General features: G+C 37.6%; 15 protein-coding genes. 4 read left to right on the top strand and 11 right to left on the bottom strand.

From position 1 onward, the window contains the following. Nucleotides 1–345: 345 nt before the first annotated feature. The 4 genes from H4J75_RS10920 to H4J75_RS10905 all read left to right on the top strand — a co-directional run bounded on the left by H4J75_RS10920 (nt 346) and on the right by H4J75_RS10905 (nt 4,458). Nucleotides 346–2,124 carry an ABC transporter ATP-binding protein/permease gene (locus H4J75_RS10920; protein ID WP_182222138.1) on the top strand — a complete coding sequence of 593 codons (1,779 nt, stop codon included), beginning with the start codon at nt 346–348 and terminating at the stop codon, nt 2,122–2,124. Further along, on the top strand, nt 2,117–2,680 hold the full coding sequence (locus tag H4J75_RS10915) for a DUF1415 domain-containing protein (protein ID WP_220465293.1): 564 nt from the start codon (nt 2,117–2,119) through the stop codon (nt 2,678–2,680). The genes H4J75_RS10920 and H4J75_RS10915 overlap by 8 nt, the downstream gene beginning before the upstream one ends. A gap of 83 nt (nt 2,681–2,763) precedes the next feature. Continuing rightward, nucleotides 2,764–3,552: a hypothetical protein gene (locus H4J75_RS10910; protein ID WP_182214352.1), complete on the top strand. Its 789-nt coding sequence runs from the start codon at nt 2,764–2,766 to the stop codon at nt 3,550–3,552. A gap of 39 nt (nt 3,553–3,591) precedes the next feature. Next, nucleotides 3,592–4,458: a glucosaminidase domain-containing protein gene (locus tag H4J75_RS10905; RefSeq protein ID WP_182214353.1), complete on the top strand. Its 867-nt coding sequence runs from the start codon at nt 3,592–3,594 to the stop codon at nt 4,456–4,458. A gap of 109 nt (nt 4,459–4,567) precedes the next feature. On the opposite strand, the gene ttcA is transcribed toward H4J75_RS10905, so the two are convergent. The 11 genes from ttcA to ccoN all read right to left on the bottom strand — a co-directional run bounded on the left by ttcA (nt 4,568) and on the right by ccoN (nt 14,790). After that, complete coding sequence (ttcA, locus tag H4J75_RS10900) at nt 4,568–5,530, bottom strand: tRNA 2-thiocytidine(32) synthetase TtcA (protein WP_182222137.1); 963 nt, start codon at nt 5,528–5,530, stop codon at nt 4,568–4,570. A gap of 110 nt (nt 5,531–5,640) precedes the next feature. Further along, nucleotides 5,641–6,567 carry a universal stress protein UspE gene (gene uspE / locus H4J75_RS10895; protein ID WP_182214357.1) on the bottom strand — a complete coding sequence of 309 codons (927 nt, stop codon included), beginning with the start codon at nt 6,565–6,567 and terminating at the stop codon, nt 5,641–5,643. A gap of 149 nt (nt 6,568–6,716) precedes the next feature. Further along, nucleotides 6,717–7,436: a fumarate/nitrate reduction transcriptional regulator Fnr gene (gene fnr / locus H4J75_RS10890; RefSeq protein WP_182214359.1), complete on the bottom strand. Its 720-nt coding sequence runs from the start codon at nt 7,434–7,436 to the stop codon at nt 6,717–6,719. Nucleotides 7,437–7,474: 38 nt separating this feature from the next. After that, nucleotides 7,475–8,152, bottom strand: a complete 678-nt coding sequence (locus H4J75_RS10885; protein ID WP_259364981.1) for a sulfite exporter TauE/SafE family protein — start codon at nt 8,150–8,152, stop codon at nt 7,475–7,477. Between the two features lie 5 nt (nt 8,153–8,157). Further along, nucleotides 8,158–8,370, bottom strand: coding sequence for a cbb3-type cytochrome oxidase assembly protein CcoS (gene ccoS, locus H4J75_RS10880; RefSeq protein ID WP_182214361.1), 213 nt, complete (start codon nt 8,368–8,370; stop codon nt 8,158–8,160). Between the two features lie 29 nt (nt 8,371–8,399). Then, on the bottom strand, nt 8,400–10,808 hold the full coding sequence (locus H4J75_RS10875) for a heavy metal translocating P-type ATPase (RefSeq protein ID WP_182222136.1): 2,409 nt from the start codon (nt 10,806–10,808) through the stop codon (nt 8,400–8,402). 89 nt (nt 10,809–10,897) lie between these two features. After that, entirely contained in the window at nt 10,898–11,392 is a 495-nt protein-coding gene (locus H4J75_RS10870; protein WP_182222135.1) for a FixH family protein, read from the bottom strand. Between the two features lie 163 nt (nt 11,393–11,555). Continuing rightward, entirely contained in the window at nt 11,556–12,518 is a 963-nt protein-coding gene (ccoP, locus tag H4J75_RS10865; RefSeq protein WP_182222134.1) for a cytochrome-c oxidase, cbb3-type subunit III, read from the bottom strand. After that, complete coding sequence (locus H4J75_RS10860; protein ID WP_070377255.1) at nt 12,511–12,705, bottom strand: CcoQ/FixQ family Cbb3-type cytochrome c oxidase assembly chaperone; 195 nt, start codon at nt 12,703–12,705, stop codon at nt 12,511–12,513. Before H4J75_RS10860 ends, ccoP begins: the two co-directional genes overlap by 8 nt. Nucleotides 12,706–12,710: 5 nt before the next feature. Further along, entirely contained in the window at nt 12,711–13,355 is a 645-nt protein-coding gene (gene ccoO / locus H4J75_RS10855) for a cytochrome-c oxidase, cbb3-type subunit II (protein WP_070376712.1), read from the bottom strand. A 10-nt stretch (nt 13,356–13,365) separates the two neighbouring features. Beyond that, nucleotides 13,366–14,790 carry a cytochrome-c oxidase, cbb3-type subunit I gene (gene ccoN / locus H4J75_RS10850; protein WP_182214369.1) on the bottom strand — a complete coding sequence of 475 codons (1,425 nt, stop codon included), beginning with the start codon at nt 14,788–14,790 and terminating at the stop codon, nt 13,366–13,368. Nucleotides 14,791–15,180 lie beyond the last annotated feature (390 nt).

Genomic DNA, 15,180 nt, shown 5'->3' with positions numbered 1-15,180 from the left:
TAGACTTTACTTATCTATTTAAAAGGGGGGAACTTTAAATAACTATGGAGTTCTCCTTCGCTCTTAGAGACGATTAAATGCTGATTATAATTTGCTAACAACAAATTATAATCAGTTTTTTTTAGCTGTATATTTCAGATCAGCGTCATGATTAAAGTGGCGTTATGGATTAGATATGCAGAGACGTACTTAATATACTCAGTTTATAGCTACTACAGTGCGGCAGCGCTTTTTCAATTAAGTGAAAAACAGATGTTGTGTTCACTATGGGTTGATTTTCTTGATTGCTTTAAGTGATTAAAGCCGTTAAAGTTTGCCTAATTCCTACCAGAGTAATATCCCTTAATGCGCAGATCTTCCTACTCGTCACCTGAAAATGCCACCATTAATTGGCGAGTGCTAAAGTCACTTATTCCCTACTTACTCGAATTTAAAGTGCGAATAGGTTTTGCGTTGTTTTGTTTGGTGTTAACTAAACTCGCCAGTGTTTATCTCCCTTTCATCTTAAAAGATATCGTTGACGGACTTGATGCTCAACAAGAAAACAATATTTTCATTGTGCCTTTTGCTTTAGTTGCCGCTTATGGTTTAGTGCGTTTAACTATTGTGCTACTGGCAGAAATACGCGACACCTTATTTGGCCGTGTTACCGAGCGAGCGATCCGCCGCATTGGTTTGAAAGTTTTCGAACACCTCCATCAACTTGACTTAGACTTTCATTTGGACCGCCAGACAGGTGGACTCTCGCGTGACATTGACCGTGGTACGTCTGGGGTTAACTTCTTAATGCGGTTTATGGTTTTTAATATTGTGCCAACCTTACTCGAAATAATTATGGTTATTACCATATTATGGGTGAATTATGGCATTTGGTTTGCGCTGATCACCGGCGTGTCTATTGCCAGCTATATCGCTTACTCGATTTACGCAACAGAATGGCGCACGCGCTACATTAGAGCCGCAAATAAAGCTGACTCATCAAGTAATACTCGCGCAATAGACAGTCTATTAAATTATGAAACGGTTAAATATTTTACTAATGAATCATATGAATCAACAGCTTACGACAGTCAATTAGCTGATTGGGAAAAAGCAAAAATGCAAAACCGTTTGTCACTGTTTGCTTTAAATGGTGGTCAGGCCATTATCGTGTCGTTAGCGATGACGGCAATGTTAGCGTTAGCGGCTTATCAAGTGACTCATCAACAAATGACCTTAGGAGACTTTGTCCTGGTTAATGCTTTTATGATGCAATTGTTTATCCCTTTAAACTTTTTAGGATTTGTTTATCGAGAAATAAAAGGTTCTTTAGCAAATATTGAGCAAATGTTTACCTTGTTGCAAAAAGTACCTAAGGTTGTTGATGCACAAAATGCCAAAGAATTAGCGATAAGCCATGGTGCTATTAAATTTGATAACGTTAGCTTCTTTTATGATGAGCAAAGACCCATTTTAAAAAATGTTTCATTCGAGGTTAAAGCGGGTCAAAAAGTCGCTGTTGTTGGCGAGAGTGGCTCAGGAAAATCGACCTTAGTGAAACTACTTTTTCGTTTTTATGACTGCCAACAAGGCTGTATTAAAATTGACGGCGAAGCAGTTACTGATATTACGCAACATTCCTTGAGAAAGAATATTGGCATCGTGCCACAAGATACGGTGTTATTTAATGAAAGTTTATTTGAAAATGTTAAATATGGCAATGTAAACGCGAGTAATGCACAAGTTGAAGAAGCCGCAAGATTATCGCATTTAAGTCACTTTATTACCTCGTTACCAAAAGGTTTCGATACCGTCGTTGGCGAGCGTGGTTTAAAGCTTTCTGGCGGCGAAAAGCAACGGGTTGCCATTGCCCGGACCATTTTGAAAAATCCTGCTATTTTGGTCTTTGATGAAGCAACGTCGTCACTTGATAGTCACTCAGAGCAAGCTATTTTAAAAGCAATCAAAGAGGTGGCTAAAGATCACACTAGCTTAGTGATAGCTCATCGATTATCAACTATTATTGATGCCGATAATATTATTGTCCTGCACAAAGGGGAAATAATCGAGCAGGGCGATCATCAAACGCTACTCACTAAAAAGGGTCATTACGCAACGATGTGGCAACTGCAACAAAATGCCTGATAAACAAATGTATGCCGTTGAAATTTCACAAACTAAGCAGTGGCTAGAAGAAATAATTATTGGTTTGAATTTTTGCCCTTTTGCAAAAAAAGAGTTTGTTAATAACACGATACATTATCAAGTTTGCCCAGCAAAAAAGGTCGAATCGTCTTTAGCAGAATTAGCCATAGAATTTGAAAGACTTGTCGCTGACCCCAGCATAGAAACGACTTTATTGATTTTTACTGAAGGCTTTAAAGGTTTTGAAAGCTACCTTGATTTACTCGATGAGGCTAATGAATTGTTGTTCACCTTAGGTTATGAAGGTGTCTTTCAACTGGCCAGTTTTCATCCTGATTATTATTTTGAAGGTGAGCCATTCAACGCAGCCTCTAATTATACCAACCGTTCGCCATTACCTACGCTTCATTTAATACGAGAAGCGAGTATGGAAAAGGTACTATCTGTGTATAAAAATCCACAGCAAATACCTGATAATAATATTGCCTTAGCCCAAGAGAAAGGTGCTCATTACTTTCAAAATATATTAAAACGTATTGCTAAATTACACCAATAATTCAGGTGAAAATTTATGCTATTTTCCAATATCAAATCAACTTGCTATAATGTTGAAAAATTTACACAAAGGTAGTCATTTTCGTGGATGAAAAAAAAGTAGTACAAATTGGTGGTAGCATAGAAAAGTCTTTGCAGGGTGAATATACTATTGACGTTTCTTCGGTATTAAAAGAGGCGTGGCAATTAACACTTCGCTCGCGAATCGCTATTAATTTAGGATTACTTTTTACGCTTATTTTGGGGATTGTTGTTTCATTTTTGATCAGTAATACCATGGGTGGTATTGAACAAGTGATTAAAGACCCACAATCAACAACATTATTAAATATTGTTGTCACTATGGTTATCTATCCTTTTTTAGTTGGTGTCGAGATGATGGGCGTTTTTCATGCCGTTGGCTTAAAAACCAATAGTAAATTAATTTTTGCTTTCTTAAAACGAGGCAGTTGGGTTGCTGTTTGTGCGCTGTTAACGTCAGTATTAATAACTTTAGGTATGAGTTTATTTGTTTTTCCAGGTATTTATTTAGCGGTCGCCTTGTCATTAGTACTGCCGCTTGTAGTAGATAAAAAATTATCACCGATAAAAGCTATCACCTTGAGTTTACAAGTTACACGTTTTCAGTGGTTTAAGTTACTCGCTATTTATAGCTTACTCTTTTTAACTTTATTTTTATCTTTAATCCCCTTAGCCATTCTTGCTAAAACACAATTTTCAGTGATTGGTGTTATGCTTTTCTTAGTCGCATTAACATTTATAGCGCCGCTATTTTATAATGTTAAAGGCATTTTATATCGAGAAATTTTTGGCATGCAGTTACAAGCGACGGATGTACCCGCTCAGCAAACGAGTGATACATTTTCAGCGTAAAGCTCTGTGCAAAACCTTATTGTTAACAAAAAGGCTACTATGATCATTCAATATTTGATGAGAACTGTGTTAATAAGTGTATTTTTTCTTGCGCTTATTGCGCCCTTCACTTTTTTAGCGCCAACTTTTGAACTTCCCACGCCGGAAGTAACAAACGTTGTTATCGTTCCTGTGGTCAAGGCGAAAGTAAAAGTGGTTGAGCAACCGCTTCATAACGTTAAGATCCCAAACTTTGCTTCTATAAGCGATGTTAAAACGAAAAAACGTCAGTTTTTCCGTTATATTTATCCAGCAATAGCGCAAGAGAATAGCAATATTCTTATGTTAAGGGCAGAAGTCTCCTTGATGATAGAAACACTTTTCCTCGAGGAAAATCTTTTAGCAGATCAACAAGCTTTGCTTGAGCGATTAATTAAGAAATATAAAGTTAATCAAAAACACTCGCCGCTACAGCAACTTAATGAATTATTGTTGCGTATTGATATTGTGCCTGTTGAACTAGTATTAGTGCAGGCAGCCAATGAATCAGCTTGGGGCACTTCTCGTTTTGCTCGAGTTGGTTTAAACTTTTTTGGTATGTGGTGCTATAAAAAGGGTTGTGGCATGGTGCCAAGAGGAAGAGATGACGGTGCTAAACATGAAGTAGCGGCATTTAATAGTTTAGAGCATGCGGTACAGCGTTATTTACACAATATTAATACAAATCATGCTTATGGTGTTTTTCGTTCAATTAGAGGGCAGTTACGCGCTCAAGAACAACCACTATCGCCACAAATCTTAGCAACAGGATTACTGCGTTATTCTATTAGAGGCACTGATTATGTCTTAGAAATAACAGAAATGATCCGCCATAATAAAGTGTATTTTGATAAAATATTGTCGAAGCCAAAACCTAAGGTTATTTAGGCTCGGCTTATTGTATTACGCGTCAGATAATGATGGCGAGCGATAACATTCATTCTTTTAACTGGTGTTGTTATCGCGCTTAGATACTTGGTATTAATTAAGGTAGATTCTACTTTATTTCTATAATATTCAAACTGTTACTTAATGAAAGTTTGGCTTTTGAATTGTCTTCAATATTGACGTTGTTTGTTAATTGAGCGGCAATAATAGGTTCATCATCAAAAGCGATATCGCCACCATTGATAATGCCTGAATCAGCGTTAATCCCTTTAAAATCAAAAAGTTCACTGTCACACAAATGTGATGGAACCACATTGCGAATGGCAGTAAACATAGATTCAATTCGTCCTGGATGATTAACATTCCAGTCCTGTAACATTTTCTTAATGTTTTGACGTTGTAAATTAGGTTGAGAGCCACATAAATTACAAGGAATAATTGGGAACGCTTTTAGTTGTGCATATTGGATGAGTTCTGCTTCTTTACAAAAAGCTAACGGTCTAATGACGACATGCTCACCATTATCAGAGACCAATTTTGCTGGCATTGATTTTAATTTACCGCCATAAAACATATTTAGCATCAGTGTTTCAACCATGTCATCACGATGATGGCCTAGTGCAATTTTAGTTGCGCCTATTTCTGCCGCGACCTTGTATAAAATAGCTCTGCGTAAACGAGAGCATAAACTGCAGGTGGTCTTCCCCTCAGGTATTTTATCTTTAACAATAGAGTAGGTATCTTCTTGCGCAATTTTATATTCAACACCTAAAGCTTCTAAGTATTCGGGAAGGATATGCTCAGGAAAACCGGGTTGTTTTTGATCAAGATTAACGGCAACGATATCAAAATGAATGGGCGCTGATTCTTTTAACAACATTAAAATAGCCAGTAGGGCGTAACTGTCTTTGCCACCCGATAAGCACACCATTATTTTATCGCCATCTTCTATCATATTATATTGCGCGATAGCTTGGCCAACATGTCGTCTTAAGCGCTTCTCAAGTTTACTCAGCTGTATTTTTTGGCTGGGTGTTAAAGATGTTATTGATGTCGCTGATTGAGCGCTCATAGTGTTTCCTAGAGATATTTGAAATAAAAAGTATGAATTTTACCGCGCGTAGTATAGCAAAAAGCCAAGGAAATCCTCGGCTTTTTAATGGATATTTACATATTTCAATATTAAGCTAATGGCGAGAGGTAACCATCAGGTTTTATCGCTAAGACATCACAGTTAAGGCGGTCAATGACATGCTCTGCAGTATTACCAATAAGTGCCGCTGAAATCCCCGTTCGACCAATAGTACCTAACACAACTAATTCAGCATCAACGTGCTTAGAAATACTTTGAATAACATCTTCAGGTAAACCTTCTTTAACATGGGTATTTTTAAGCGGAATATTAAAGCTATTAGCATGGTCTTTCATCGCACTTTTGTGATGATTAAACATAGTGTCGTTATATTCAGAGGCGTTAAACTCTGGAATTTCAATGGCAATATTTACTGGCGTACCTGGATAAGAATTCACCAAATGAACATTGGCTTTAATCAGTGAAGAAAACACTATTGATTCTTGGGTTAGCTTATTATTAAGCGCTTTGTGCTCATCATCATCGCTACCGATATTGAGTGCGGTAAGTAAATTACCATTGCTTGGCCAGCTATGGTCTTTAACCAGTAATACTGGGCAGGGACATTTCCTTAATATATGCCAATCTGTTGGCGTAAAAATAACCGACTTTAGCTTGTCATGTTGATGGGTGCCTTTGATGACAATATCGAAGTTTTCAGCCAGTACTTTTTTTATGATCTTTTCAAATGGGCGATTATGCCAAATAATACAGGTATCTATGGTTATGTCTTGGTGATCAGTTTCTGAAATCTTTTCGTCTAACCATAGTTTACGATCATTAATAACCGATTGACGCATTGCTTCTCGCTCGTCGCCAGAAAGCATGGTGGTCATTTCATAAGATAAATCATAAATGGTTAAAAATGCAGTGATCTGTCCGCCACTATGTCGTGCTAATTCAATCGCACGTTTCAACGCTTTTTGATTTTCAGTGGTTGGATCAATAACGGCTAATATTTTTTTATACTTATCCATAATATTTACTCCCTAGTTATTAAATAATATTAATAATAGACCATAATTAATAGATATTATTTGCTTTAAATCATAATATTTCAATAAAAAAAATGCTTAACATCTTTAATGTTAAGCATTTATCTATAATTATTTAAAAAAGCGATAAACTACAGTGAAGCACACTCGTTAAGTTTATCCATATTAAGTATTGTGATGAGTTTTCCATCAACTGTGATTAATTCATTTTTTTGAAAACGATTTAATAATCTACTGATGGTTTCAACCGTTAAACCAATATAATTACCAATGTCACTGCGCGTCATCGTTAGGCGAAAATCTGTTAGTGACATACCCCGTGCATGATAGCGACTGGCTAAGGTTGAAATAAAAGTTGCTAAGCGTTGTTCAGCATTTTTGCGGTTAAGTAGCGTTAACATTTCTTGATCTGAGCGGATTTCGGAACTCATCATGCGAAGAATTTGTTTTTTCAACTTAGGCATCGTATTCGATAATGAATCTAAAGTATTGTAAGGTATCTCACAGACCATAGATGTTTCTAAGGCTTTTGCAAAACTAGGGTGCTCTGACTCAGCAATAGCATCAAAACCTAATAAATCACCCGCTAAATGAAAACCGGTAATTTGTTCTTCACCTTGTTCATTTACCGTAAATGTTTTGAATGTTCCAGAGCGAATAGCGTATAAAGCTTGCATTTTGTCGCCATCTTGGAAAATTTGTTCGCCTTTATGAATAGGGCGTTTACGGTCAATAATGCTGTCTAGTGTATCGAGTTCTTTATCATTTAAAGAGAAAGGTAAACACAGCTCGCTGATACTACAGTTTTGACAATGAATATGTTGAGATGTAGAACATGGCTTTTTATACATATTAACCTAAATGAGTTATCCCTAATTTATCGATCATATTAAAACAATTGCTTATATGCAAACATTAAACTGTATATTCCGTATGAAATTATCATTAGCGCCATTATTTTCTTGAATTTCGTATTTGTTACCAACGACTTTATACCAAAAGAGCCAAGCGAAAGACTTAACAAGGCTGGTAAAGTACCTAAACCAAAACTGGTCATAATTAGCGCGCCACTAAGGGCACTTCCACTGGCTAAGGACCAAGTTAATGTTGAGTAGACTAAACCACAAGGTAACCATCCCCAGACTGCTCCTAATGCTAGCGCTTGTTTAGCATTATTAATGGGAATAAACCTTTTACTTAACGGGGATAGATAGCGCCAAAGGAACTTACCCATTTTTTCAACTTTTGATAGCCACATTAACCATTGGCCTAAATACAAGCCTAATAAAATTAAAAATACCGCTGCAAATAACCGTAAAAAACCTAATGGAACGCCAATATTCTTTATTGCAATAGAACTACTAAATCCAACGATTGCCCCAATTAAGCTATAAGAAAAAATTCGGCCAACATTATATGCACCGACCAGCTTAAATTTATCGCTGCCTTTTTGTTGCGGTGATATAGCAGATGTTAACATCGTTGTTATACCACCGCACATACCGATACAATGTCCCGAACCTAACAAGCCGATGATGAATGCCGATAAATAATCTATACTCAACATGGCTGTTATTTACTACCCGTATCATTTTTAGCTGTATTTTCGCTATGGGTTTCAGTGGACTTTTTGGTGGTAGTGTTTTCATCTTCATCAAACAAGATACTCATACCTTGTTTCTCTAAATCATCAAATTGTTCAGTTTTTACTGCCCAAAAAAATAAATAAATGGCGATAGAGGTTAGGATTATCGCTATGGGGATCAAAATATAAATAATGCTCATGGTCTTTATGCTCTATTATAAGTTTGCGTTTACTTTTTTAATAAACGTAACGAGTTAGTGATAACCAATATCGAACTTGCAGACATACCTATAACCGCCATATAGGGGGTAATGTAGCCTGAGACGGCAAGGGGCAATACGATAGCATTATAACCGAATGCCCAAAAATAATTTTGCCAAATAATGCGACGAGTTTTATTGGCGACCTGTATTAATGTTGTTATCGACTTTAAACGATTATTGAGTAAGATAACATCGGCACCACTTTTAGCTATATCGGTGCCACTCCCCATAGCAATCGAGACATGGGCTGCGCCGAATACTGGCGTATCATTGACACCATCGCCGACCATAGCAACGGTTGAGTTTTTAGGCTGATTTTTTATTATCGCCATCTTATTAGCCGCAGTCAAAGTACTATGTATCTCGTCTAAATGTAACAATGCCTGAACTTTTTCACAGCCAGCAGGGTTATCACCCGATAGCATGATGGTATAAATATTACTTTTCTTTAAGTCATCTAACAGCGTTTGGGCATCATTGCGAATTTCATCGCTTAAGTAAAAAGCAGCGACTAATTGGTTGTCTGCTACTAATAGGCAAGAAGCCGTCGCAAATTCTGCCAACATACTTGATTCGCTAAGCAACCAATTAGGTTTACCGATTTGAAAGTATTGACCGTTCACTTTCCCTTGAATACCAGCACCAGATTTAATTTCAACGGCTTGAGTATGGTAGGAGTAATCACGAAATGCTTTAAACGGTTTGGCTAAAGGGTGCTCAGAATAAGACTCGAGCGCTGCTGCTATAGCTAAAACCTGCTGCTTGCTATAGTTAAGCTTTTCATTATTAAAGCGCTTTATTTCATTAATAGAAAAATCACCAGAAGTTAAGGTACCTGTTTTATCAAAAGCAATAGTGGTTAATTTCGGTAATGTTTCCATAACATGTGCAGATTTGATCATGATACCTTCGCGGTTTAAGCGTGTGGTCGCACAGGTTAACGCTGTGGGGGTTGCCAGTGACAAGGCGCAAGGGCAGGTAGCAACGAGTACCGATAAGGTGATCCAAAAAGCTTCTTCAGGTAAATGCTGTTGCCAATAAAATGCAGTACCTATAGCGGTTAGTAAAATAACCGCAACAAAGTATTGAGCGATTTTATCTGATAATTTTGCTAATTTGGGTTTATGCGCCTGAGATGATTCACTTAATCTGATCAGTTGGCTTAAAAAAGAATGTTCACTGGCTTGTTTAACTTCAACGTTGATATTACCATCACCGTTTATAGTGCCTGCAAAGACAGTATCGCCTATTGATTTATTTAAGGGTAACTGCTCACCCGACAACATCGCTTCGTTGAGTTGGCTGCTGCCTGTAATTATTGTGCCATCAGCGGGAACCACTTCGCCTGGTTTTATGAGTACAATATCGAGAGGACGAAGTTTTTTTGCTGGTAGTATGACTTCTTTTTCTGTTCCTTTATCATCAATGAGTTTTGTCGCTATCATCGGCATTAACTTAAGCAAGTTAGCCGAGACTTCCGCAGCGCGACTTCTTGCTCTAAATTCTAAAAATTTACCAATAAGTAGTAAAAAAGTGAACATCGATACTGATTCAAAATAGACTTCACCTTGCTGAGTGATTGTTGCCCAAGCACTGGCCGAAAATGCCAGTGAAATCGCTATAGCAACAGGAACATCCATAGATAAACGCTTCACTTTTAAAGCATTAATAGCTCCCTTGTAGAAGGGTAATGCGCCATAGGTGACAATAGGTAAGGTCAAGAATAAGCTCGCATAGCGTAAATAGATTAAGTTGTACTCATCCATGCCAGAAAAGGCGCCAAAGTATAAGCCAAAAGCGATCATCATGACTTGCATCATTAAAATACCAGAGATACCTAGGCGTTTAATATAATTATTACTTTGGGTTTTGTTAAGTTTTTCGGCGGTACTCGCTTTAAAAGGGAGGGCTTGGTAACCAATATTGCTGATATGATTAATCAGCTCACTAAGTTGTACTTCACTATTATTCCATCGAACAGTTGCACGTTGTGTCGTGGCATTTACATTAATTTTAATTAAGCCGTTTATCTTGATAAGTTGCATTTCGATAAGCCACGCACATGCCGCGCAGCTTATACCGTCAATCGTTAAAATTGCTTCGTTATATTCATCATTTTTATAAGTAAATTCACTTTGTAGGCTGTCATCATCAAGTAACTTATTACGTTGTAACTGCTCAGGAACCAGAGGCTCACCTTTTAGTGCGGGAGCTGTTCTAAAACGATAATATTCACCTAAACCGTTATCAATAATCGCTTGAGCAACACTTTGACATCCAATACAGCACATCGGCTGCATGGTATTCTCAATTTTTATTGATAAATCTAACCCATTAGGAACAATTTCACTGCAGTGATAACAAAGTGTTTTCATATGTTGAGGCCAAGCAAAGTATTGGTTTTTATAGAGGTGTTGCTTAGGTGAGGTTAATCAACACCTAAGCTAATAGAGACTATTGGCGCTTAGTTAGCTTCTCTAACATTAGGAATAATATCGATAAATTCACTTTGAGGTAAGAAAATAGTATTTTGAATTTTCCAGTGATTCTCAAAAGGCGTTATGGTTAAGCGCCATTTTCCCTTTACTGGTTCATCAAAGACATGCCTAAAATAGCCATTACCGTCAGGCGTGAGTGCTAAATAGAAATCTCTATCAGCAAGAGTCGGGTGATAAAAATTAAGATTTAACACCGGGAATACTTTATCAATACCGGTAGGTTTGATAATTAATTCGTTATCTTGCAGTTTTAATGCAAAGCGCATCCCTAATTTTTGGGCAAGCTTTACTTTAGAGACTTCTAGGTTAATTGCTTTACCTTTTTTATAGTAATCACCAACGACTAATGGATCGGGATTATGGTTAGCAATAAAGTAAGTCGAAATACCAGCAACAACCGCGGTAGCGGGGAGAATAAAAACGAACCAAGCCCAAGGCTCTTTGTACCAAGATGTATTCATATTAAAAATTCAGTCGGTGAAAGTGCGCATATTATACGACTTTTTTCTATTGGGAACTATTAAAAAACCAACAATTTACTCACTATTCTTGGCTTGGAAGATATAAAAAAACCTTGCGGTAATAATACCGCAAGGCTGATATATTGAGACTAATTAAACGCAGTTATTTTTGCGATAAACTATACACATATGCACTAACAAGATGTATTTTTTGTTCACCTAAAATATCTTTCCATGCGGGCATTACACCAGCTCGACCATTTTTAATAGATGACTCAACGGCACGTGGAGAGCCGCCATACAACCAGATGTTGTCAGTTAAGTTAGGCGCTCCTAAAGGAATACCCATAGCTAAACTACCTTTACCGTCAGCACCATGGCAACTTGCGCACAGAGCGAACTTTTCTTTACCGGCAGCAGCACTGGCAACGTCAACTTCACGACCACTAAAACTCAGTACATAGGCGGCAACATCTTTAACGCCTTGATCACCTAATGCTGAGCCCCAAGCGATCATACCGTTAGCATTACGACCATATAGAAGTGTATGCTTAATCGATTGTGGGTCTCCGCCGTATAACCAGTCTTTATCGGTTAGGTTAGGGAAACCGGTAGTACCACTTGCATTTGAACCATGACACTGAGAACAATTTTGTAAATATAGGCGTTGACCTACTTTTAACGCTTCTTCATCAGTGGCTAAGTCTTCAATGGTGCGTGCAGCATAGGCATCAAAAATTGGACCATATTTTAAATCGGCGGCTTCAATTTCACGGTCATACTGTACTAAATAACCATTTTCTTTTGCGGCTATTATCTGCGCTTTAGATTCAGCAAGATTCAAAATTCCTTGGTTAGAACTTTTCCAACCAATAAATCCAGTCCAATTACCTAAACCATAGAGTGCTAAATAACCAAAAGCCCAAATGATAGTTAATAAGAAGAATGTACTCCACCATTGCGGCAGTGGATTATTCAATTCTTCGATGCCATCGAAGGTGTGTCCCATTGACTCACCTTCAGGAACACCTGCAAAGTTCTTTAAACAATAGCGAAGTAGTAAAAAACAACCGACTAAAGTTCCTAGGGTTAAAACCCAAACCCATATATTCCAGAAGCTAGACATTTTTATTAGTCTCCTGTTTGCCATTCACGTCATTAAGCTCAGTCTTTTCTTTATCTTCTTCGAAGATAGAGTTTGCAGCTTCATCAAAAGCGCTTTTACGCTTTTTAGAATAAGACCAAACCACAATAATAATAAATAGTGCCAATATTAATAAAGCTATTAACCCTCTGAGGGTGCCATAATCCATCATCATTATTTCAACGCATGACCGAGAGATTGCAAATAAGCAATAAGAGCTTCCATTTCCGTTTTATCTTTAACCGCGTCTTTAGCACCGGCTAAATCTGCAGCTGAATATAACGGGATACGATTACCTTGTTCATCTTTATGGCTGCGATTGCGCGTTAAGAAATTAAAAGTAGCTAATTTCTTCTCGGTTAATTCGCCATCTAACTTGTTTTCAGCTAACCAGCTAAACGAAGGCATATTCGACTCTGGAACCACTGAACGAGGGTCAAGTAAATGCGCACGATGCCAATCGTCACTATAACGACCACCAACACGAGCTAAGTCAGGACCTGTACGTTTAGAACCCCACAAGAATGGATGTTCCCATACGCCTTCACCAGCGACTGAATAGTGCCCGTATCGCTCAGTTTCAGCGCGAAAAGGACGTATCATTTGGCTATGACATACATTACAACCTTCACGGATATAAATATCACGACCTTCCATTTCTAAAGCGGTGTAAGGTCTGAGGTTGTCAACAGGTGTTGTCGTTGCTTTTTGAAAAAACAACGGTGTTATTTCAACTAAGCCGCCAATACTTATCGCGAGAATAGTGAAAATAGCAAACAAACCAACATTTGTTTCAAATTTTTCATGTTTATTTTTCATCGTCAGCCTCCTAATCTATGGCAACGGGCTTAAGACTTTCGTCTTCAGCATAGATAGTTTTGAACATGTTGTAAGCCATCAATAAGAAACCAGCAACAACTAATACACCACCAACGAAACGGATAAAGTAGAATGGGTATGATGCCGTTAAACTTTCAACAAAGCTGTAAGTTAGCGTACCATCGGTGTTAACCGCTCTCCACATTAACCCTTGCATGACACCTGAAATCCACATAGCAACTATATATAAAACAATACCTGTTGTGTGTAACCAGAAATGCACATTGATCAACTTAATACTGTACATGCGACCTTGATTAAATAGCACTGGAATTAAATGGTACATAGCACCAATTGACACCATAGCAACCCAGCCTAAAGCACCAGAATGCACATGACCAATGGTCCAGTCAGTGTAATGAGAAAGTGCATTTACAGATTTAATTGCCATCATAGGACCTTCAAAGGTAGACATACCGTAGAAAGACAATGAAACAATTAAGAAGCGAAGAATCGGGTCATGGCGAAGTTTATGCCATGCGCCAGAAAGCGTCATAATACCGTTAATCATACCACCCCAAGAAGGTAGGAATAACACGATAGACATTACCATACCAACAGACTGAGCCCAATCTGGCAGTGCAGTGTAATGCAAGTGATGTGGGCCAGCCCAAATGTATAAAGAAACTAATGCCCAAAAATGCACAATAGATAAACGATAAGAATAAACTGGACGTTCAGCTTGTTTGGGTACGAAGTAATACATCATACCTAGGAAACCAGCGGTTAATAGGAAGCCAACAGCATTATGTCCATACCACCACTGCATCATCGCATCGATAGCACCTGAGTAGATAGAGTAAGACTTCATCATAGAAACAGGAATTACCATTGAATTACCAATGTGTAATACCGCAACAGTTAGTATAAAGCCACCAAAGAACCAGTTAGCAACATAAATATGCGAGGTTTTACGTTTAACGAGTGTCCCAAAGAAAACGATGGCGTAACTTATCCATACAATGGCAATTAAAATGTCAACGGGCCATTCTAATTCAGCATATTCTTTACTTGATGTGTAGCCCATAGGAAGCGTGATAACAGCGAGCACAATAACTGCTTGCCAGCCCCAAAAGGTAAATGAAGCAAGTTTGCCGCCAAATAATGTTGTTTTACAGGTTCTTTGAACCACATAATAAGAGGTAGCAAATAAGGCACTTGTACCAAATGCAAAAATAACTGCATTAGTGTGAAGTGGACGAAGACGGGAGTAGGTCAACCAAGGTGTTTCGAAATTCAACGCAGGCCAAATTAATTGAGCTGCAATTAGAACACCAACGAGGGTACCGACAATTCCCCATATTACTGTCATAACAGTAAATTGACGTACAACATCAAAATTGTAGTCTACTGATGACGCATTACTTTGAGACATGTTATGGTTTCCGCAGTTATAATTGTTAACGTAAAACGATTTTTTATGATTAAAAAAACTAAGCGCCAATGATAAGTTACAATTGAAAATATAAATTTCATTTAGCGATAAAAAATCTCCCGTATATAGTAATAATTTTGCATCGAAAAGTCATTAGAATATGCAGTAATTTTGTTGTAGATCAATAATATTTAAAAGCTTAGTACGATTAATGTACATAAAGCACCAAAGAGAGACTGTCCTATTAATAATTTTAATTACAAAAGGCTATTTATTGCTTTTTTTTTAGTCAGCATTGTCAGCTGTGACGCCCAAGAAAAATCTCAACAAGTGAGTTTGCCATTTCAGTGTTTAACTTCGCAAAGCATCTGTGAAGTTAAAACCATTTTT

This window comes from Colwellia sp. BRX10-1, assembly GCF_014077545.1.
Lineage (GTDB): Bacteria > Pseudomonadota > Gammaproteobacteria > Enterobacterales > Alteromonadaceae > Colwellia_A.
The sequence above is the reverse complement of the archived record's forward strand: the minus strand, read 5'-3'. Positions and strand labels throughout refer to the sequence as shown.

Bases quoted from the DNA above. Each gene is read 5' to 3' on its own strand.
- fnr (WP_182214359.1), bottom strand. From the start codon at position 7,436: ATGTATAAAAAGCCATGTTCTACATCTCAACATATTCATTGTCAAAAC.
- H4J75_RS10885 (WP_259364981.1), bottom strand. From the start codon at position 8,152: ATGTTGAGTATAGATTATTTATCGGCATTCATCATCGGCTTGTTAGGT.
- uspE (WP_182214357.1), bottom strand. From the start codon at position 6,567: ATGGATAAGTATAAAAAAATATTAGCCGTTATTGATCCAACCACTGAA.
- ccoN (WP_182214369.1), bottom strand. From the start codon at position 14,790: ATGTCTCAAAGTAATGCGTCATCAGTAGACTACAATTTTGATGTTGTA.
- ccoP (WP_182222134.1), bottom strand. From the start codon at position 12,518: ATGTCTAGCTTCTGGAATATATGGGTTTGGGTTTTAACCCTAGGAACT.
- H4J75_RS10905 (WP_182214353.1), top strand. From the start codon at position 3,592: ATGATCATTCAATATTTGATGAGAACTGTGTTAATAAGTGTATTTTTT.
- ttcA (WP_182222137.1), bottom strand. From the start codon at position 5,530: ATGAGCGCTCAATCAGCGACATCAATAACATCTTTAACACCCAGCCAA.
- H4J75_RS10860 (WP_070377255.1), bottom strand. From the start codon at position 12,705: ATGGATTATGGCACCCTCAGAGGGTTAATAGCTTTATTAATATTGGCA.
- ccoO (WP_070376712.1), bottom strand. From the start codon at position 13,355: ATGAAAAATAAACATGAAAAATTTGAAACAAATGTTGGTTTGTTTGCT.
- H4J75_RS10915 (WP_220465293.1), top strand. From the start codon at position 2,117: ATGCCTGATAAACAAATGTATGCCGTTGAAATTTCACAAACTAAGCAG.
- H4J75_RS10920 (WP_182222138.1), top strand. From the start codon at position 346: ATGCGCAGATCTTCCTACTCGTCACCTGAAAATGCCACCATTAATTGG.
- ccoS (WP_182214361.1), bottom strand. From the start codon at position 8,370: ATGAGCATTATTTATATTTTGATCCCCATAGCGATAATCCTAACCTCT.
- H4J75_RS10870 (WP_182222135.1), bottom strand. From the start codon at position 11,392: ATGAATACATCTTGGTACAAAGAGCCTTGGGCTTGGTTCGTTTTTATT.
- H4J75_RS10875 (WP_182222136.1), bottom strand. From the start codon at position 10,808: ATGAAAACACTTTGTTATCACTGCAGTGAAATTGTTCCTAATGGGTTA.